14 protein-coding genes and 1 rRNA gene are annotated in these 17,934 nt (G+C 65.9%); 8 read left to right on the top strand and 7 right to left on the bottom strand.

Annotated features, from left to right (window positions below):
• The first annotated feature begins 44 nt into the window (after nt 1-44).
• Both KY496_RS22305 and KY496_RS22300 read left to right on the top strand, forming a co-directional pair.
• Nucleotides 45-2,516, top strand: a complete 2,472-nt coding sequence (locus KY496_RS22305) for an adenosylcobalamin-dependent ribonucleoside-diphosphate reductase (RefSeq protein WP_219862496.1) — start codon at nt 45-47, stop codon at nt 2,514-2,516.
• Nucleotides 2,517-2,591: 75 nt separating this feature from the next.
• A complete protein-coding gene (locus tag KY496_RS22300; RefSeq protein ID WP_005667783.1) occupies nt 2,592-2,972 on the top strand; it encodes a SirB2 family protein in 381 nt (126 codons plus the stop codon).
• Between the two features lie 58 nt (nt 2,973-3,030).
• Here the strand turns inward: KY496_RS22300 and KY496_RS22295 are convergent, their stop codons facing one another.
• The 4 genes from KY496_RS22295 to KY496_RS22280 form a co-directional block, all read right to left on the bottom strand.
• The gene (locus KY496_RS22295; protein WP_219862494.1) at nt 3,031-4,029 is read right to left on the bottom strand and encodes a lipopolysaccharide assembly protein LapB; all 999 of its coding nucleotides are present in this window, start codon (nt 4,027-4,029) and stop codon (nt 3,031-3,033) included.
• Between the two features lie 182 nt (nt 4,030-4,211).
• Nucleotides 4,212-4,586, bottom strand: coding sequence for a DUF5329 domain-containing protein (locus KY496_RS22290; protein WP_005667779.1), 375 nt, complete (start codon nt 4,584-4,586; stop codon nt 4,212-4,214).
• 112 nt (nt 4,587-4,698) lie between these two features.
• Complete coding sequence (locus tag KY496_RS22285; RefSeq protein WP_219862491.1) at nt 4,699-8,280, bottom strand: M1 family aminopeptidase; 3,582 nt, start codon at nt 8,278-8,280, stop codon at nt 4,699-4,701.
• A 10-nt stretch (nt 8,281-8,290) separates the two neighbouring features.
• Complete coding sequence (locus KY496_RS22280) at nt 8,291-9,208, bottom strand: ABC transporter ATP-binding protein (RefSeq protein WP_219862489.1); 918 nt, start codon at nt 9,206-9,208, stop codon at nt 8,291-8,293.
• 706 nt (nt 9,209-9,914) lie between these two features.
• On the opposite strand from KY496_RS22280, the gene KY496_RS22275 reads away from it, so the two are divergent.
• A complete protein-coding gene (locus KY496_RS22275) occupies nt 9,915-10,208 on the top strand; it encodes a DUF3892 domain-containing protein (RefSeq protein WP_219862488.1) in 294 nt (97 codons plus the stop codon).
• A gap of 123 nt (nt 10,209-10,331) precedes the next feature.
• On the opposite strand, the gene KY496_RS22270 is transcribed toward KY496_RS22275, so the two are convergent.
• Entirely contained in the window at nt 10,332-11,315 is a 984-nt protein-coding gene (locus KY496_RS22270; protein WP_219862084.1) for an IS5 family transposase, read from the bottom strand.
• Between the two features lie 285 nt (nt 11,316-11,600).
• Here KY496_RS22270 and KY496_RS22265 point away from each other — a divergent pair, with 285 nt between their 5' ends.
• Complete coding sequence (locus tag KY496_RS22265) at nt 11,601-13,133, top strand: YifB family Mg chelatase-like AAA ATPase (protein ID WP_219862486.1); 1,533 nt, start codon at nt 11,601-11,603, stop codon at nt 13,131-13,133.
• 17 nt (nt 13,134-13,150) lie between these two features.
• On the opposite strand, the gene KY496_RS22260 is transcribed toward KY496_RS22265, so the two are convergent.
• Complete coding sequence (locus KY496_RS22260; protein WP_005671562.1) at nt 13,151-14,101, bottom strand: GlxA family transcriptional regulator; 951 nt, start codon at nt 14,099-14,101, stop codon at nt 13,151-13,153.
• Between the two features lie 273 nt (nt 14,102-14,374).
• On the opposite strand from KY496_RS22260, the gene KY496_RS22255 reads away from it, so the two are divergent.
• The 4 genes from KY496_RS22255 (at nt 14,375) to KY496_RS22240 (ending at nt 17,573) form a co-directional block, all read left to right on the top strand.
• Complete coding sequence (locus KY496_RS22255) at nt 14,375-14,881, top strand: hypothetical protein (protein WP_229520337.1); 507 nt, start codon at nt 14,375-14,377, stop codon at nt 14,879-14,881.
• A gap of 7 nt (nt 14,882-14,888) precedes the next feature.
• Nucleotides 14,889-15,623: an ABC transporter ATP-binding protein gene (locus KY496_RS22250; RefSeq protein WP_219862484.1), complete on the top strand. Its 735-nt coding sequence runs from the start codon at nt 14,889-14,891 to the stop codon at nt 15,621-15,623.
• Complete coding sequence (locus tag KY496_RS22245) at nt 15,620-17,155, top strand: hypothetical protein (protein WP_219862482.1); 1,536 nt, start codon at nt 15,620-15,622, stop codon at nt 17,153-17,155. Before KY496_RS22250 ends, KY496_RS22245 begins: the two co-directional genes overlap by 4 nt.
• 76 nt (nt 17,156-17,231) lie before the next feature.
• Complete coding sequence (locus tag KY496_RS22240) at nt 17,232-17,573, top strand: DUF1840 domain-containing protein (protein ID WP_071360482.1); 342 nt, start codon at nt 17,232-17,234, stop codon at nt 17,571-17,573.
• A 216-nt stretch (nt 17,574-17,789) separates the two neighbouring features.
• On the opposite strand, the gene rrf is transcribed toward KY496_RS22240, so the two are convergent.
• Nucleotides 17,790-17,902, bottom strand: a 5S ribosomal RNA gene (gene rrf, locus KY496_RS22235).
• Nucleotides 17,903-17,934 lie beyond the last annotated feature (32 nt).

Raw genomic sequence — 17,934 nt, 5'->3', positions numbered from 1 at the left:
AACAAACCCTGATGGCGGGTGCATTCATGGATAGGGCGACCGGCATGAATGCACCAGAAGCACCAGCCGGCGCCCTGCCCGCGCAGGAAGTGTCGCTGGACGTGCTGCGCGAAAAATACGCGCGCGGCGACGAACGCACGATCGGGGACGTGCAGCGGCGCATCGCACGCGCCCTGGCCGCCCTCGAGCCGGCAGCACAGCGCGCCGACTGCGAGCGCCGTTACCTGGAGGCCCAGCAACAGGGCTTCATTCCCGCCGGCCGGATTGCGTCCGCCGCCGGCCTTGGCCTGTCGGCCACCCTCATCAACTGTTTCGTCCAGCCGGTGGGCGACTCGATCTCCGGCGCCAGCGACGGCCTGCCCGGCATCTATACCGCGCTCAGCGAAGCCGCCGAGACCATGCGCCGCGGCGGCGGGGTCGGCTACGATTTTTCCGCGATCCGCCCGCTGGGCAGCAAGGTGGCCGGCACCGCCTCGCGCGCTTCCGGCCCGGTGTCGTACATGGAAGTGTTCGACGCCTCATGCCGCACGGTGGAGTCGGCCGGCGCCCGGCGCGGCGCCCAGATGGGCGTGCTGCGCATCGACCATCCCGACATCGAGCGCTTCATCGCGGCCAAGGACACGGGCCGTCTCACCAACTTCAATATCTCGGTCGGCGTGACCGACGCCTTCATGCGCGCGGTCGAGGCGGACGAGGCGTTCGCGCTGGTGCACGCGGCCGAGCCGGGCGACGAAGAGCAGGCGGCCGGCGGCCACCGCCGCGAAGACGGCCTGTGGGTCTACCGCAGCGTGCGTGCGCGCGACCTGTGGGAGCGCATCATGGTCTCGACCTACGACCACGCCGAGCCGGGCGTGCTGTTCGTCGACCGCATGAATGCCGAGAACAACCTCTGGTATGCCGAGGAACTGCGCGCCACCAATCCCTGCGGCGAGCAGCCGCTGCCGCCGTATGGCTGCTGCGATCTCGGCTCGCTGAATCTCACCGCCTTCATCGACGCGCCGTTCACCCTGGATGCGCGGCTGGACTTCGAGCGCCTGCGCAAGGTGGCGACCGTCGCGGTGCGCATGCTCGACCTGGTGCTGGACGCCACCCGATGGCCGCTGCCGCAGCAGGCCGACGAGGCGCGCGCCAAGCGCCGCGTCGGCCTGGGCTTCCTGGGGCTGGGCAGCGCGCTGGCGATGCTGGGCCTGCGCTACGACGCCGACCCGGGCCGGGCCATGGCGGCGCGCATCGCCAGCGAGCTGCGCGACGCGGCCTACGCGGCCTCGATCGAACTGGCGCGCGAAAAAGGCGCCTTCCCGCTGTTCGACGCCGACCAGTACCTGCGCGGACAGTTCGCCCTGCGCCTGCCCGAGGCGCTGCGCGACGGCATCCGCAAGCACGGCATCCGCAACTCGCACCTGCTGTCGATCGCGCCGACCGGCACCATTTCGCTGGCCTTCGCCGACAATGCCTCGAACGGCATCGAGCCGCCCTATTCCTGGACCTACCAGCGCAGGAAGCGCACGGCGGACGGCGGCACGCGCAGCTACGAGGTGTGCGACCACGCCTGGCGCCTGTACCGCCAGCTGCGCGGCGACGCCCCCTTGCCCCCAAGCTTCGTCACCGCGCTCGAGATGCGCGCGCTGGACCACCTGCGCATGGTGGAGGCGGTCCAGCCCTTCATCGACACCGCGATCTCCAAGACCGTCAACGTGCCCGAGGATTATCCCTATGACGACTTCCGCGACCTGTACCTGGAAGCCTGGCGCGCCGGCCTGAAGGGGCTGGCGACCTATCGCCCCAACGCGGTGCTGGGGAGTGTGTTGTCGACCGCGCCGGCAGCGGACGACGCATCGGCCGCGCCGGTGGCGGACGACGACCCGCTGCGCAGGCGCTTCGAGCACCGTCCGCTCGGCGAGCTGGAATCGGTGACGTCGAAGATCGAGTACTCGACCCAGGAAGGCCGCAAGACCGTCTACCTGACGGTGAGCTTCCTGCGCGCCGAAGGCGTGTGGGAAGGCCGCCAGGTGACGGTCGAGCGTCCTTTCGAATTCTTCATGCCGGCCAACCAGCGCACCGGCGGCCACCAGTGGATCACGGCCTCGATGCGGCTGCTGTCGATGGTGGCGCGCGCCGGCGGTCCAATCGCGCGGGCGCTGGCCGACATGCGCGAAGTGGTATGGGAAAAAGGCCCGGTGCGCTGCGGCCACATCGTGCGCGACGACGGCGTGCAGGTGCCGGTGTACCACGACTCCGAAGTCGCGGCGATCGCCTTCATGCTGCAGCGGATCCTGACGCGGCGCGGCTTCCTCGACGAGCAGGGCAACCAGGTGCCGGTGGACGCGCTCGCGCGCAGCTTCGAACGGCGCATGCACGACGCCGCGCCAGGGCCGCGCTTGCAGGAGGAGACGCCGGCCGAGCCGCTGCCCGTCCTGAACGGCGCCAAATGCCCGGAATGCGGCGCGCTGGCGCTGCGCAAGGTCGACGGGTGTTCGCGCTGCGCGTCGTGCCACTACGTCGGCGAGTGCGGCTGACCGGTCCTTTGAACAGTCGCGCCCGCGGGCCGGGTTCGGGCATACTGCCGGGGTCGCAACCAACCCGACCCAACGATGAGTTATTACGCCCTCAAGCATATCCACATGACCTTCGCCGTGGTGAGCGGCGCCCTGTTCCTCGTCCGCGGCCTGTGGATGCTGGCCGCATCGAAGCGCCTGGAGCAGCGCTGGGTGAAGATCGCGCCGCATGCGATCGACACCCTGCTGCTGGCCAGCGCCATCGGCCTGGCGGTATGGAGCGGCCAGTATCCGGGCCAATCGCCGTGGCTGACGGCCAAGCTGCTGGCCCTGGTCGCCTACATCGGCCTGGGCACGGTGGCGCTCAGGCGCGGCCGCACGCGCCAGGTGCGCGCCCTCGCTTTCGTCGCCGCGCTGGCCTGCTTCGCCTACATCCTGGCGGTGGCGCTTACCAAGAATCCGCTGATCGTCGCGTGAATCGAAGCGTGAATCGAAGCGTGAATCGAAGCGTAATTCGCCATCCTCCGGTCGGCCATCAGCGCCGCTGCAACTGCGCCAGCTGCGCCGTCACCTGCCTCTTCTCGCGCCGCGCGAGCGGCGGAACGCCCGCCAGCGCCGCCTGGTAGGCCGCGATCGCCCGCGGCCGGTCGCGGCGCGCTTCGTAGACTTCGCCCAGCGTCTTGTAGACATAGGGCTTGGGGGCGATCGCTGCCGCCCTCTCCAGCTGCAGCGCGGCGTCGGCCAGCCGCCCCTGGGCGCGCGCCACTTGCGCCAGTCCGTAAAGTCCATGCTCGCCGGACGGCAGCCGGCGGTTCAGTTCCTGGAACAGCCGGACGCTCTGCGCATGGCGGCCGGCGTCGAGGTGGGTGCTGGCCAGGGCCAGCAGCAGCTCGCGCTCGCTGCCCTGCACCAGTGCATACTGCGTCAGGTCGGCCGCCAGGATGTGCTGCTCGGCCTCGTCCAGTTTCCCCTCGTCGAAAGCGCACATGGCGCGCATCAGCCGGGTCAGGTCGGGGTCGAGGCGGCGCGCTTCGGTGGCCAGTTCGCGTGCGCGCACCTCGCTGCCGCCCAGGAAGAACGGCGCGTCCAGATAAAAGCTCATCAGCGTCACGCGGGCGCGGTAATTCATCGGATCGAAGCGCAGCGCGCGCTCCAGGGTATCGCGCGTGGCATGCGCATTGCGCACGAACGCGACCAGGCCGCCGGCGCGCGACTGCGCCAGCATGACGTTTCCCAGCGCTTCGGCGCAGAGACTGCTGTCCGGATTGGCCCCGACGCAGCGCTCGGCCGCGGCGCGCGCCTGCGGCAAGTCGTCCGGCTCGCCCCGGGCGATGCGCACGTCGACCGACGCGGCCAGTGCCGTCGGATCGGTGGCGTCGCGCGCCAGCCTGGCCTGGATCGCACTGTTCGCCTCTTGATAGCGCTCCTGGTGCACCAGCCGTGCGATCGGATCGGTCTGGGTGGCATGTGCGGCGCCATTCCATGCGCCCAATAGCAATACCGGCACCCACCATGCCCAGCTCTTAGCCAGCATTGCATTTCCTCTCGTCGGGACCCGGCCCTTTCCGTGGCGACCGGTACCGCTTCCGCAGTCAGATAGTGTTGCTATTTAATATAGAACAAATCCTCACACGAAAGTTATGCACGAGTCAATGCGGTGGGGATACCCATGGTGACGATCGTTGCGCGCCAGCCGAATTCTTCGGATGCGCGAACTCAGCGGGATGGGCGCGCGGCGCGATACTTCGCCAGCTCGGCCTTGAGCCAGGCTGCGCTGGCGACCGGCGCATTGCCGCCGCAGCGGACCAGGTAGGGCTTGCCGCTGAGGCTGCTTTCGCTGGCGGCGCGCGCGATGAAATCCTCGCTCGAGGCGACCAGGTCGCGCTTGAGCAGGTAGTCGTATTTGCGCTGGAGGTGTTTCGCCGCTTGCGCGGCGTCGTGCCAGCTGCCGTTGCGCTGGAAGCTGCAACCGGACGCGGTCAGGTAGCCGATCAGGTGCGCGATCTCCTGGCGCGCGGCGGGGGCCGGCGCGGCGAGGGACGACAGCGGCAGGATGGCGAGCAGAAAGGCAGCGACGACAGGTTTCATCATGAGCGGCGAAAGAACGAAGAAGTTCCAGTATGCCGCGTTTGCCGTCCACGCGTCGCCTCCCCCGCCATGGCCTGGCCGAACGGCCGGACCATGGCGGCATGTTCGCCCCGGATCACTCGATACCGACCTCCTTGCGGTTGTCGCGCGACACGCGGTCGATCATCTTGTTGTAGGGATCGACGCCCACCTCGAACGGCTGCTCCTTCACCGTGACCGTCACCACCGGATTGGCGCCGGACAGCACGCGCTTCTCCAGGAGCAGCACTTTTTCGTCGGCTTCCCTGGCCCCTGCGGCGCGGGCGAACACGCCGATCTCCACCGGCTCGTCGTAGGCGCGCGCGGTTTCCTTGCCCTTGCCGTCGGCCTCCATCTTGGCCAGGTGCAGCGTCATCGTCACGTCCCATTGGCCATCCGGGCGCTTCTTCGCCGTCGCCTGCGTCACGCGGTTATCGTAGAACACGATTTTCTCGAACATGTCCGAGATCAGGGCGTGCTTATCAAGCGGCGCCTCGGCGCGGATGTAGTCGAGCAGCTCCTTCGAGGTGGTGAACGGCGACTCCTGGTAGCCCTTGTCTTCGAGGAAGCGCTTGAGCGCGCGGTTCAGCGCCTGTTCGCCGATCTCGTCGCGCAGGCGGTAGAAGATCAGGCTGCCCTTGCGGTAGTGGATGTAATCCTGGTTTTCCACGCGCATGAGCGGCAGCTCTTCGATCACCTCGCCGCCGCGCGAACGCAGGTAGCGATCGAGCTCGTAGCGCAGGAATCGGCGCATCTGGTGGCGCCCGTACTCCTTCTCCATCACCATCAGCGCCGAGTACTGCGACAGCGATTCGATCAGCATGCTCGAGCCCTGCACGTTGGCGGCGGTGACCTGGTGGCCCCACCACTGGTGCGCCATCTCGTGGGCCGTCACATAGAACACGTAGTCGATGTCTTCCTTGTCGCGCAGGTCGGCGATGAAGCCGATCGACTCCGAGAACGGGATCGTGTTCGCGAACGACTGGGCGAAGGCCTGGTAGTTGGGGAACTCCAGGATGCGCACCTGCTTGTGCTGGTACGGCGTGAACTCGGTGGTGAAGTAGTCCAGCGACTTGCGGGTGGCCTCGATCATCCGGTCCACGTTGTAGCCGTGCTTGGCGTCGTGGTAGATCTCGATCGGGATGCCGTTCCAGTCGCCCTTCTTCACCTGCCAGCGCGCCGACAGGTAGGCGAAGAACGGCATCATCTTCTGGTCCATCTTGTAATGGTAGTAGTTGCGGCCGTTCTCCTTCCACGATCTTTGCAGGTAGCCCGGCGCCAGCGCGATCTGGTCGCCGCTGGTCGACACCGTGGTCTCGAAGCCGATCCAGTCCGCGCCGCCGCCGAACATGGAGTCGACGCGCGCCGCCTCGTCCTCGAGCTTGGCCATGCGCTGCGGCTCGCCCAGCCCGCGCTTGCGGCGCTCGTTGCGCTCTAGCAGCTCGTAGTCGGCCTGGTAGCCGAGCATCGGGAAGAACTCGTGGTTGTTGAAGAACGTGCCGTTGAGGTTGAAGGTGTCGGCCTTGCCCGAATTCGAGAAGCCCTGGCGATGCGCATCGATCGTGAAGTCGAGCGGCAGGCGCGCGCCCGGCGCCAGGGGTGCGGCCAGCTTCAGGATCCTGAAGCCCGATTCGGTGTCGTCCAGCACCACCTGGTGCGGCGGCAGCTTGCCCAGGGTCGTGACGACGTCGGGATTGAACTGCAGGCGCAGGGTGTCGAGCGGCTTGTCGGTCTTGTTCTCCAGGACGTAGCTGCCCTTGACCGTCACGCGGCGCTGCTCCGGATAGATGTCGACCGCGGCGCGCACGTCGATAACCTTCGGATGCGGCAAGTCCTTGTACTGGCGGTAGTTCTTCTCGTACCGGGCCTGCTTGTCCATGCTCACGTTCTTGGCTTCGTAGCCGCCCAGGGTCACGGTGTTATGGAAGATCCAGCCGCCAACCAGGGCGAAGGCGATCGTGCACAGCGCCAGCGCCACGCCGGCGCCTCCGCGCAGGCGGCGGCCCGCTTCGCGCACCCGCGCACGCCACGCGACCGACAGGCCGCGCACCCAGAAGGCCTGGGCCACGATCAGCGCCGCCAGGCAGAACAGGGTCCAGTACAGCGCGAACCAGGCCCAGCCCGTGACGAAATGGCCGAAGCCGTTCATGTCCGAATACGGCGTCTCGGGCAGCAGCGCGATGTTGTACAGATTGTGATCGAAGTGCATCACCGACAGGACGATCTGCGCGATCAGGAGGACGATCACCAGCAGGTAGCCGATGAATTTGTTGTTGGTGACGACCTGCAGCACGATGGCGATCAGCGCCATCAGGACGAACGGCAGGCCGGCCATGAACACGCCCTGGACGTACACCCCGAATTCGACCGGCGCCCCGCCCCGGAACAGCTGGATGGCGATCGCGGTCAGGATCCCGGCGAACAGGAACACCAGCACCACGCCCACCAGCGCCAGGCTCTTGGCGACCAGCGGCGCCCAGTTCGGCGCCGGCATGGCGTCGCTCACGTCGGCGATCCTGGCCTGGCGTTCCTTGAAGATCAACTCGCCCGCATAGAAGGTGACGATGACAATCAGGAGGAAGTTGAACGACCCTTTCAGCAGTTCGATCATCAGGTGCGTGCGCGGATAGACGTCGGTGCCGAACATCTCGTCCAGCACGCTCGCACTGCCGACCATGTTCAGCACGCCGAACAGCAGCAGCACGAGGAATGGCACGCTTCTGAACACCGCGACGGCGTCGAAGGCGAAGATGTGCCAGCACTGGGCCCAGCGCGTGGCGCCGGTAAACCGCGGCGCGACGCGCGGCAGGGCCACCGTCACCGGCACGAAGGCCTGCGCGGCCTGCGTTTTGACCTTGCCGAACAGGCGCTTGCCGGTGCCGGCGCGCTGCGGCTTGAACAGGGCCAGGGTCAGGCCGACCAGCACCAGCGCCACGGCGCTCCACAGCAGGCGGTTGGCCAGCATGTAGCCGCCAATGTCGGGCAGGCCGGCATTCGATTCGGCGGTCGAGAAGTAGCGCGTGGCGCGGCCGAGCGCGCGCAGGCCGAAGGGATCGGCCAGCACGGCGATCCACTCGTTGTCGATGTTCGAGGTGAAGCTGCCGGCGACGATCCACAGCACGAAGAAAGCCATCACGCCGACGTACACCATCATGATCGAGCGCGTGGTGGCGGCCAGCAGCATCAGCAAGGCGCCGATGAAGAACAGGTTGGGCACGACCAGCACGCCCAGCGCCCACAGGTAGGCCGCGCCGGGGAATGGGCCGACCCGCTGGACATCGATCCACGGCATCAGGGGACCGAGCATCGTGCCGAGCACGATCATGGCGAAGATGAGCAGGCAGGCCACCAGGCCGGCGGCGAAGCGGCCGATCAGGTAGTCGCGCTTTTTCATCGGCGTGGCGAACAGCATGTCGGAGATGCCGACTTCGGCGTCGCGCAGCACGCCGCCGGCGATGAAGATGGTGACGACGAACATCGACATCAGGCTGAAGATGCCGAGCAGCTGCGCGACCACGGTCGGCGCATTGCGGTTGACGTTGCCGATGCTGCCGCCGACCTGGATCGCATCGCTGGTGGTGGCGCCGAAGGCCAGCGCGCCGAAGATCAGCGCGCACACCCACAGCAGGGGCTGGCGCAGCTGGAAGTCCAGCTCGAACTTGAAGAATTCTCTCAGCATGCCGCCCTCCTCACGCCGTCACCGGCGCAGCCTGGGCCGACGCCGCCTGTCCAGCCCCGCGGCTGGCATTGCGGATCTGCAGGAAGTAGACGTCTTCCAGGTCCGGCTCGACGCTGACAAAACCGTCGTCCGGCTGCGACTCGGCATAGACGTTGATCTGCGGCCGGCCCGCCACCAGGCGGGTGGACAGCACGTTGAAGCGCTCCTGGTATCCGGGCAGCGCTTCCTGGGTGACGGTGCGGCGCCACACGCGGCTTTTCAGGGTGTCGATCGCGGCCTGCGGCTCGCCCTGCAGCAGCACCGTGCCCTTGGCGATCATGGCCATGCGCGGACACAGGTCGGTCACGTCCTCGACGATATGGGTCGACAGGATGACCACCACCTGCTCGCCGATCTTGGCCAGCAGGTTCAGGAAGCGGTTGCGCTCGTCGGGATCGAGGCCGGCGGTCGGCTCGTCGACGATCACCAGGCGCGGCGCGCCGAGCAGCGCCTGGGCGATGCCGAAGCGCTGGCGCATGCCGCCCGAATAGGTGCCCAGGCCGCGCTTGCGCGCTTCCCACAGATTGGTCTGGTGCAGCAGGGCTTCGACGATCTCCCTGCGCTCGCCCTTCGCGGTCAGGCCTTTCAGGACGGCGAAGTGGTTCAGCAGCTTTTCGGCGCTGACTTTCGGATAGACCCCGAAGTCCTGCGGCAGGTAGCCGAGCTGGCGGCGCAGGCTCTCCTTGTCCTTCAGCACGTCGAGGCCGTGGAAATGGATGCTGCCGCTGTCGGGGTCCTGCAGGGTGGCGATGGTGCGCATCAACGAGGACTTGCCGGCGCCGTTCGGTCCGAGCAGGCCGAACATGCCGTTCGGGATCTCGAGACTGACATCGTTGATGGCCTTCACGCCATTGGCATACGTCTTGTTGAGCTGCTTGATCGATAACATCGGCGGTGACTCCTTAACGGTTTCTGATCGACTCTACCTGCATAAGATGCGGGTAGATGTTTCCTCCTAGATAATGCAGCGTTAGTGGAGTGCAATGCCAGATGATTGTGACAGACGGTAGAAATATGGGAATAGAAGACTAATGTCGCTACCTACACCATGTCTTTTATGCGAATTGCATACAAGCGAATGCTAGAGGTGAAGAAGAAAATGAACGCGATGGCTACTATCGGAAAGCAATAGTTAGCACTCACAAACCTGCAAATCCCGGATCTATTGAGGCTGTGAGAATGTCAAGACTTGATGCCCAAAAAAAATCACCAAAAATTTCAAAAAAAACTGGCAAACTCAGAAATTCGTCTGTAGAGTTCGCATTAATGCTCTCGCAAGCACTGTACGTATGATCAGCAAAAAAGCGCGGGAGTTGGGTGGAAGCGACCAGTGTTGTGAGAGGCACTGGTCGTTCCGGAGGATTGACCCTAGCCGCTGGGCGCGGTTACATAACCAGCAATGTTGGGCTGGATAGGCAGGGATCATGTATGGCTAAAACCCATACCACCTTATTAGGGTAGTTAGGCTTAGACAAGGACTCTGAACAGTGCACTTGTGCACCAATCAGAGTCCCATTCTAAGCCAGTATGTTTAAAAAACTCAACGTTTTTTCGTCACAAGTGACGATATTTATCAATCACAGCGAGGACATACAATGGCTGATTGCCAGATCACATGCATTAATCTTTCCCATTCCGATGGCGGACATGAATACATCACTCATGTAGGAAATGGAGCGGTATGGCGCAATACGGTTGCCGAAGTTGTCGCGTGGATTAAATCTAATGCGAACACATTCTATGTGATGGATCGATATGGTAACCGTGCAGATGTAGGCGTGGTAGAACCAGCGGGCCGCCCTGCGTATTTGCGAACTCATGCTAATGGGCGTTGGACAGATAATCTCTTGTCCTTGACCTCTTGCCCTAGGGAAGCGCTGATCAATTAACGATTTTTCGGCGCATCCGCAGTTTTTGGTGACGTGGTCGCCTCGCACGTTGCGATAGGTTTCTTGACGCCGCTACGGCGAACTTTTCAGCGAATTGGCAGTTTTCCTTGCGCCTTTCGGCACTCAGGACGCACTTCGGGTTTCTGTGATCGTAAATCGCCGTCCGGCCAGCACCAGATTGGCGAAGCCGAACAAGGTAAAGAGCTGAGCGGTGTTCTTGGCCAAGCCGCGATAGCGTGTCTTCCGATGGCGGAACAGGTTCTTGATGACATGGAACGGATGCTCAACTTTCGCCCGCACGCTCGCCTTGAGATGCTCCAGTTTTTCGAGCATGCGGCCGAGCTTGTTCTTGGGCAGCGCCTTGCGCTTGGAGCGCTTCATCGCCACGTGCCAGGTCACCGATTTGCCGAGATTCTCTGCGCGCTTTTCGACACCTTGGTAGCCTGCATCGCCAAGCGCAGCAGATTCATCACCGTGCAACAGCGAGCCCGCTTGCGTAACGTCGGAGACGTTGCCGGCAGTGCCGATGACGGTATGCACCAGGCCCGACGCGGCGTCCACGCCCACGTGCGCCTTCATCCCAAAATGCCAGTCGTTGCCCTTCTTCGACTGGTGCATTTCTGGGTCGCGCTTCCCGTCCTTGTTCTTGGTCGAAGGTGGCGCAGCGATCAGCGTGGCGTCCACGATGGTCCCCTCACGCATCATCAAACCCTTCTCGGCAAGATGGCCGTTGATCGTGTCGAAGATCTTCTTGGTGAGTCCCTTGGCTTCGAGCAGATGGCGAAATTTAAGGAGCGTCGTCGCGTCCGGCGCGGACTCCCGATTGAGGTCGATGCCAACGAAAGCGCGGATGGCCTGGCTGTCATAAATCGCGTCTTCAATGCCCTCATCCGACAAGCCGAAACACTGTTGGGCCACGTACATCCTCAGCATGCGTGCCAAGCCGATTGGCGGGCGGCCAGCACCGACGACCTTGGGATAAAACGGTTCGATTGCCTGCTGCAGCTGCTTCCACGGCGTGATCTTTTCGATCTCTGCAAGGAAGCGGTCGCGCCGCGTCAGCTTCTTCTTGCTCGCGTATTCAAGGTCAGAGAAGCTCTTCTGCATGATCGACACCGTGACGTTGGAGGAGCCAAAATTATCGCAGATGAGCAGACCCTGTGACACGTAGTGCGGATGAATTGATCAGCGCCTCCCTAGGTAACTCATTAAGCCCGCGCAAGCGGGCTTTTCTGTCAGGACAAGCAAGTAAGTGCATTGTATGAGCATTTAGGTTGTTCTTAGGGATGTGAATAGTCTAAGTTCGCCGAACTCGTACGTTTGGTAAATCGCAAGACTCAGCTTCACCGCCCCTTCAGTATCTAGCGAATCTCTACTCGTCGATCAGAGTCTATGAGTCTCGCCGTCCTCAGAAGCCGCGCCCTCTCTGGCATGGAAGCGCCCGCCGTCAACGTCGAGGTCCACCTGGCCAACGGTCTACCCGGCATAGCCATCGTCGGCCTGCCCGATACCGAAGTGCGCGAAGCGAAAGACCGCGTGCGCGCGGCGCTGCAGAATTCCGGCTTCGATATCCCGGCGCGCCGCATCACGATCAACCTGGCGCCCGCCGACCTGCCGAAAGAATCGGGCCGCTTCGACCTGCCGATCGCGCTGGGCATCCTGGCCGCCTCGCGCCAGATCCGCGACGATGCGCTGCACCGCTACGAATTTGCGGGAGAACTGTCGCTGTCGGGTGAGCTGCGCCCGGTGCGCGGCGCGCTGGCGATGGCGTTCGCGATGGCGCGCTCAGGTAAGGACGAGATGCGCGACGACGAAATGCGCGCCTTCATCCTGCCGCTGGCCAATGCCGACGAAGCGGCCCTGGTCGAGGCAGCCGCCATCTACCCGGCGCGCACCTTGCTCGAGGTCTGCGCCCACTTCGCCAATGCGCCCGACGCGCCGAAGCTGGCGCGCCACCATGGCCCCGGCCTGACGCGGCTGCCTTCCTATCCCGACTTCGCCGAGGTCAAGGGCCAGCAGCATGCCAAGCGCGCGCTCGAGGTGGCGGCAGCCGGGACTCATTCCGTGCTGCTGGTCGGCCCGCCGGGCGCGGGCAAGAGCATGCTGGCGGCGCGCCTGCCCGGCCTGCTGCCGCAGATGAGCGAGGCCGAGGCGCTCGAGTCGGCCGCCGTGCAATCGCTGGCCGGCGGCTTCGCGCCCGAACGTTGGCGCCAGCGGCCGTTTCGCAGTCCGCATCACACGACGTCCGGCGTGGCCCTGGTCGGCGGCGGCAACCTGCCGCGGCCGGGCGAGGTGTCGCTGGCGCATCACGGGGTACTGTTTCTCGACGAGCTGCCCGAGTTCGAGCGCCGCGTGCTGGAAGTGCTGCGCGAGCCGCTGGAGTCGGGATCGATCACGATCTCGCGCGCGGCCCACCAGGCAGATTTTCCCGCGCGCTTCCAGCTGATCGCGGCGATGAATCCCTGCCCCTGCGGCTGGCTGGGCCACGCCAGCGGCAAGTGCCGTTGCACGCCGGACGCCGTGCTGCGCTACCAGGGACGCATCTCCGGGCCGCTGCTCGACCGCATCGACCTCCAGCTGCCGGTGGCGGCCATGGCGCCGGACAGCATGGGCGCGCAGGCCGATGGCGAACCGAGCGCGAGCATCGCGCAGCGGGTGGCGCGGGCCCATGCGCGCCAGCTCGCGCGCCAGGGGCGGCCCAACAGCCAGCTGGGGCCGGGCGCGATCGATCGCCACTGCGCGCCCGACGAAGCCGGGCGCCGGCTGCTGCACGATGCCGCCCGGCACCTGCATTGGTCGGCGCGGGCCTACCACCGCGTGCTCAAGGTGGCGCGCACGATCGCCGACCTGGCGGACGTGGACGACGTGCGGTCGAAGCACGTGGCCGAGGCGATCGGCTACCGGCGCGCGCTGCGCGACGATTGATCCGTCTGCGCCTGGGCCTAGAGCGCCTGCTCGCGCGCCGCGCGCTTGATCGCCTGCGGCGGCTGGCCGAAGGCGCGCAGGAACGCGCGCCGCATGCGCTCGGGGTCGGCAAAGCCCGTCTCGCGCGCGACCACGTCGATCGAGTGGTTGCTGGTCTCGATCATGGCGCGCGCCGCCTCGACCCGCAGCACCTCGATCGCGCGCGCCGGCGATTGCCCGGTCTCGAGGCGGAAGCTGCGGCTGAACTGGCGCGTGCTGAGGTTGGCCGCCTCGGCCAGCTCGTCGACCGACAGCGGCCGCCGCAGGTGGCTCTTGGCGTAGGTGAGCGCCTGCTGGATGCGGTCCGATTTCGGCTCCAGCTCGAGCAGGGCCGAGAACTGCGACTGGCCGCCGCTGCGGCGGTGGTAGACCACCATGTGGCGCGCGATGTGCTTCGACGCGTCCTTGCCCAGGTCTTCCTCCACCATCGCCAGGCACAGGTCGATGCAGGCGGTCATGCCGGCCGAGGTCCACACGCGACCGTCGTTGATGTAGATGCGGTCTTCCTCGATGCGCGACTTCGGACAGGCGCGCTGCAGGTCGCGCGCCAGGGCCCAGTGGGTGGTGGCGCGGCGGCCGTCGATCAGGCCGGCCTCGGCCAGGATGAAGGCGCCGGTGCAGATGCTGGCGGTGCGGCGCGAGGCCGCGCTGGCTTCGCGCAGGAAGTTCAGGAAGGGCGCGCTCGACTTGAAGCCGACCGGGGTCATGATGCCGGCCACGATCAGGGTGTCGTAGTCGCGCCGGTCGAAAGCTTCGGTGAACACGCCGACGCCGGACGAGCTGGAGAGCACGCCGCCGTGCTCCGACAGCATGGTCATGTCATAGAACGGCCCGCCGTCGAGACCGTTGGCGATCTCGAACACGGTGGTGGCCATCAGGTCGAGCGCCTGGAAGCCGGGCGGGAACAGGAATCCGATTCTGCGTTTCATGATGATCCTGGAATGCGCAATAGAGAAAATAATACGCCAAGACGCGCCGGGCGGGCCGAAGTCCTCCATCTTTCGGTGGAGGCCGGGTCGCAGAACGTTCCAGCCGGGACCGATGCATACCCGTGATTCAGGACATCCGGGCACGCCGCCATGTCCAGAGAATACCGTGGCCGCCCTCCCCCAAAAAACGGCAAGGGAGGTAGCCGCTGCTGCTACTATCGTGCCATGCACCCCGCTATTGACCCATCCATGCGACCACCGAATCCGCTTCGCATGCGCTTGCGCTTCCTCGTCCCGGCCATGCTGGCGGCCAGCCTGCTGGCCGGCTGCAATCCCACCTATAACTGGCGCGAGCACACGAGCCAGGAAGGCCGCTACAAGATCCTGTTCCCGGCCAAGCCGGCCACCTTCACGCGCGCGGTGGACCTCGACGGCCTGCGGGTGGAGATGACCATGACGGCGGCCGAGGTCGACGGCGCCACCTTCGCCGTCGGCGCCGCCACGGCGCCCGATGCAGCGCGCGCCCGCGCCGCGCTGCCGGCGATGCGCCTGGCCCTGCTGCGCAATATCGGCGCCGGCGCGGAGGCGGCGCCGGCGCCGGTGGCCCGGGACGGCCTGCGCGTGCAAGCGACAGGCGCCGCCAACGGCAAGCCGATGCGCCTGCATGGCCGCTTCAAGGCGCGCGGCGAGCGCTTCTACCAGGTCATCGTGCTCGGACCGGCGAATGCGACGCCGCCCGAGCAGGTCGACCAGTTCCTGTCCTCGTTCGCGCCCCTGTGAGGCTTTCATGAATGCGCAACCACCCGCCCTGCGCCTGGCCGGCCTGCGCAAGGATTTCGGCCGTCCCGCCGTCGATGGCCTCGACCTGGTCGTGCGGCGCGGCGAGTTCTATGCCCTGCTCGGCCCGAACGGCGCCGGCAAGACCACCACGCTGCGGCTGGTGAGCGGCCTGCTGGCGCCGGACGCCGGCAGCATCGAGGTGCTCGGCATCGACCTGGCCGACGCGCCGGCGGCGGCCAAGGCCAGGATGGCCTACCTGCCGGACGAGCCGATGTTGTACGGGAAGCTCAAGCCTTTCGAGTATCTGGAATTCGTGGCCGGGCTGTGGGGCGTGCGCGCCGACCAGGCCGAGCCGCGCGCGCGTGAGCTGCTCGACTGGCTCGACCTGAGCCGGCATGCGCACGAGCTGACCGAAGGGTTCTCGCGCGGGATGAAGCAGAAGCTGGCGCTTGCCGGGGCCTTGATCCACGAACCTGAACTCCTGATCCTCGACGAGCCGCTCACCGGCCTGGATGCGGCGGCGGCGCGCCAGGTGAAGGACTTGCTGCTGGCCCACGTGGCCAAGGGCGGCACGGTGATCCTGACCACGCACATCCTCGAAGTGGCGGAGCGGCTGGCGCAGCGCATCGGGATCATCTGCCAGGGGCGCCTGATCGCCGAGGGCACGCTGGACGAGCTGCGCGCGCGCACCCGGGGCGGCAGCCTGGAAGACGTGTTCCTGCAGCTGACGGCCACGCCATGAGGGCGGCGCCGGGCAGCGTCGGCTGGCTGCTGCGGCATGAGCTGCGGCTGGCCTGGTTCAATGCCTCGGGCGCCGGCAAGCGGCGGCCCGGCAATGCGGCGATCGGCCTGGCGCTGCTCGGCTGGGCCGCCCTGCACCTGCTGGGATGGGTGACGGTGCAACGGCTGGCCGGCGTGGCGGGCGACGATCCGCGCATCCTGTTCGTCATCTCGGCCGTGCTGGCAGGCGGCGCGGCCTTGATGCTGTCGTCGGCGATCAAGTCGAGCGTCCTGGTGCTGTTCGAGCGCAGTGATCTCGACTTGCTGCTGTCGTCGCCCCTGCCCTCGTACAGCATCTTCAGCGTGCGCCTGGCCGGCGTGGCGGCCAGCACCGCCGCCGTGTACCTGTTCTTCCTGGCGCCGTTCGCCCATGCCGGCCTGCTGCAGGGGCAGTGGCCCTGGCTCGGCGTCTATCCGGGCGTGATCTCGGTGGCGGCGCTGTGCAGCTGCGCGGCGATGCTGCTCACGCTCGGCCTGGTGCGCGTGCTCGGCGCGCGCCGTACCCGCGTGGTGGCGCAGGTGATCGGAGCGCTGGCTGGGGCGCTGTTCGTCATCGCATCCCAGCTGCACTCGCTCTCGTCCAGGGAGTCGCAAGGCCGCGTGCGCGAGATGCTGGACGGCCTGTTGCGCCAGGATGGCATGGGTGATCACCCTTTGCTGCTGCCGGCGCGCGCCATGCTCGGTGAGCCGCTGCCGATGCTGCTGCTGGCCGCGCTGGCTGCTGTCGTGTTCGTGCTGACCGCGCGGCGCACCCACCGCTTTTTCGCGCATGGCCTGCAACTGGCGGCATCGGCGGCGCGCGCGGGCACGGCGCCCACGGCGCCGCTGCGCCCCCGCTTCGGGCGCAGTCTGTTCTCGACCGTCGTCGTCAAGGAGTGGCGCCTGATCGTGCGCGATCCACATCTGCTGTCGCAGGTGTTGCTGCAACTGCTGTTCCTGCTGCCGCTGTTCTTCCTCATCTTCCAGCGTTCTGACGTGCAGGTGCAGGCGTTGGGCGCCGGGCTGGCGCTGCTATGCGGCTCGCTGACCGGCGCGCTGGCCTGGATCGCGCTGTCGGCCGAGGATGCGCCGGACCTGTTGCTGGTGTCGCCCGCGTCGCTGGCCACGGTGCGGCGCGCAAAACTGGCGGCGGCCATCATGCCGGTGCTGGCGCTGGTGGCTGTTCCGCTGCTGTGGCTGACCGTGCGTATGCCCGCCACAGGGCTGCTCGTCTGTTTTGTGGTGGGCGGCGCCGTGCTGGGCGCCGGGCTGATCGTGTTCTGGTGCGGCCGGCCTGGCGTGCGCAGCAACTTCAAGGGCCGCGGCAAGGGCGGCGTGGTGATGAATATGCTCGAGATGTTCAACAGCCTGGCCTGGGGCGCGCTGGGGTGGTTCCTGGCCGGGACGACGCGCTCGCCCTTGTCGGATACGAGTGCGCTGGCGGTGACGGGGAGCGGTGCGCTGGCCGTCGTGGTGCTCGGGGCCGCTTGGGTCCTGAGGGTGAAACGTGCCTGAGTTGTGCGAGCGCGCGCACTGTGCGCCTGCGTCAGTCGTGCTATCGTTTAGACACTAACAATACCAAGAGATAGCCATGTTGATTACCTTTAAATGCAGATCCTACCCAGAGGTCTTGATGTACCAGGAGCATGCCAAGCGCATCCTCGACCTGTTGCACAAGGAACCGGAACGCGGTGTCATCACCGCGGCAGAAGCGGAACGCGTGATCCCTCTGCTCGAGGCCGAGATCGAAGAGAGTCGCAAGCACCAGGCGACCGATCAGGTGGCGCAAGACGTCCAGGCACACCATCGCGATGAAGACGACCACGAGCATCAGCCGATCGAAGTGGTCACCTTCTCGGCACGGATGTATCCGCTGCTGGAAATGATGCGATCGGCGCGCGACAACAAGACCGATATCTTGTGGGGTGTTTGAGCTTCGCTTGATTCCAGGCTGGTTGAACGCGCCGGCAGCGCAGCTGCCAACCCTGTATTCGGATCAGCACCTGCCGTAGGGTTGGCGGCTCTGCCGCCGACGCGTTCGCCAGATGCATGAATTCCCGATCGTTAAACCAGATCCAGACGGCTTTCCAAGGCCGGAAAGCAAAAAAGCCCACTCAGTTCAACTGAGCGGGCTTTTTCTATATAACTAGCCTGACGATAACCTACTTTCACACTGGTTGCAGCACTATCATCGGCGCAAAGTCGTTTCACGGTCCTGTTCGGGATGGGAAGGGGTGGGACCGACTTGCTATGGTCATCAGGCTTTGACTTGTCTGGCTACGCTTTGTTCAGCG

This window comes from Massilia sp. NP310 (assembly GCF_019443485.1).
GTDB lineage: Bacteria > Pseudomonadota > Gammaproteobacteria > Burkholderiales > Burkholderiaceae_D > Telluria > Telluria timonae.
This window is presented reverse-complemented; position numbering and strand designations above follow the sequence as displayed.

Coding starts and splice junctions, on each gene's coding strand:
- KY496_RS22255 (WP_229520337.1), top strand. CDS start 14,375: ATGCGCTTGCGCTTCCTCGTCCCGGCCATGCTGGCGGCCAGCCTGCTG.
- KY496_RS22275 (WP_219862488.1), top strand. CDS start 9,915: ATGGCTGATTGCCAGATCACATGCATTAATCTTTCCCATTCCGATGGC.
- KY496_RS22290 (WP_005667779.1), bottom strand. CDS start 4,586: ATGATGAAACCTGTCGTCGCTGCCTTTCTGCTCGCCATCCTGCCGCTG.
- KY496_RS22300 (WP_005667783.1), top strand. CDS start 2,592: ATGAGTTATTACGCCCTCAAGCATATCCACATGACCTTCGCCGTGGTG.
- KY496_RS22250 (WP_219862484.1), top strand. CDS start 14,889: ATGAATGCGCAACCACCCGCCCTGCGCCTGGCCGGCCTGCGCAAGGAT.
- KY496_RS22265 (WP_219862486.1), top strand. CDS start 11,601: ATGAGTCTCGCCGTCCTCAGAAGCCGCGCCCTCTCTGGCATGGAAGCG.
- KY496_RS22280 (WP_219862489.1), bottom strand. CDS start 9,208: ATGTTATCGATCAAGCAGCTCAACAAGACGTATGCCAATGGCGTGAAG.
- KY496_RS22260 (WP_005671562.1), bottom strand. CDS start 14,101: ATGAAACGCAGAATCGGATTCCTGTTCCCGCCCGGCTTCCAGGCGCTC.
- KY496_RS22240 (WP_071360482.1), top strand. CDS start 17,232: ATGTTGATTACCTTTAAATGCAGATCCTACCCAGAGGTCTTGATGTAC.
- KY496_RS22295 (WP_219862494.1), bottom strand. CDS start 4,029: ATGCTGGCTAAGAGCTGGGCATGGTGGGTGCCGGTATTGCTATTGGGC.
- KY496_RS22270 (WP_219862084.1), bottom strand. CDS start 11,315: ATGCAGAAGAGCTTCTCTGACCTTGAATACGCGAGCAAGAAGAAGCTG.
- KY496_RS22305 (WP_219862496.1), top strand. CDS start 45: ATGAATGCACCAGAAGCACCAGCCGGCGCCCTGCCCGCGCAGGAAGTG.
- KY496_RS22285 (WP_219862491.1), bottom strand. CDS start 8,280: ATGCTGAGAGAATTCTTCAAGTTCGAGCTGGACTTCCAGCTGCGCCAG.
- KY496_RS22245 (WP_219862482.1), top strand. CDS start 15,620: ATGAGGGCGGCGCCGGGCAGCGTCGGCTGGCTGCTGCGGCATGAGCTG.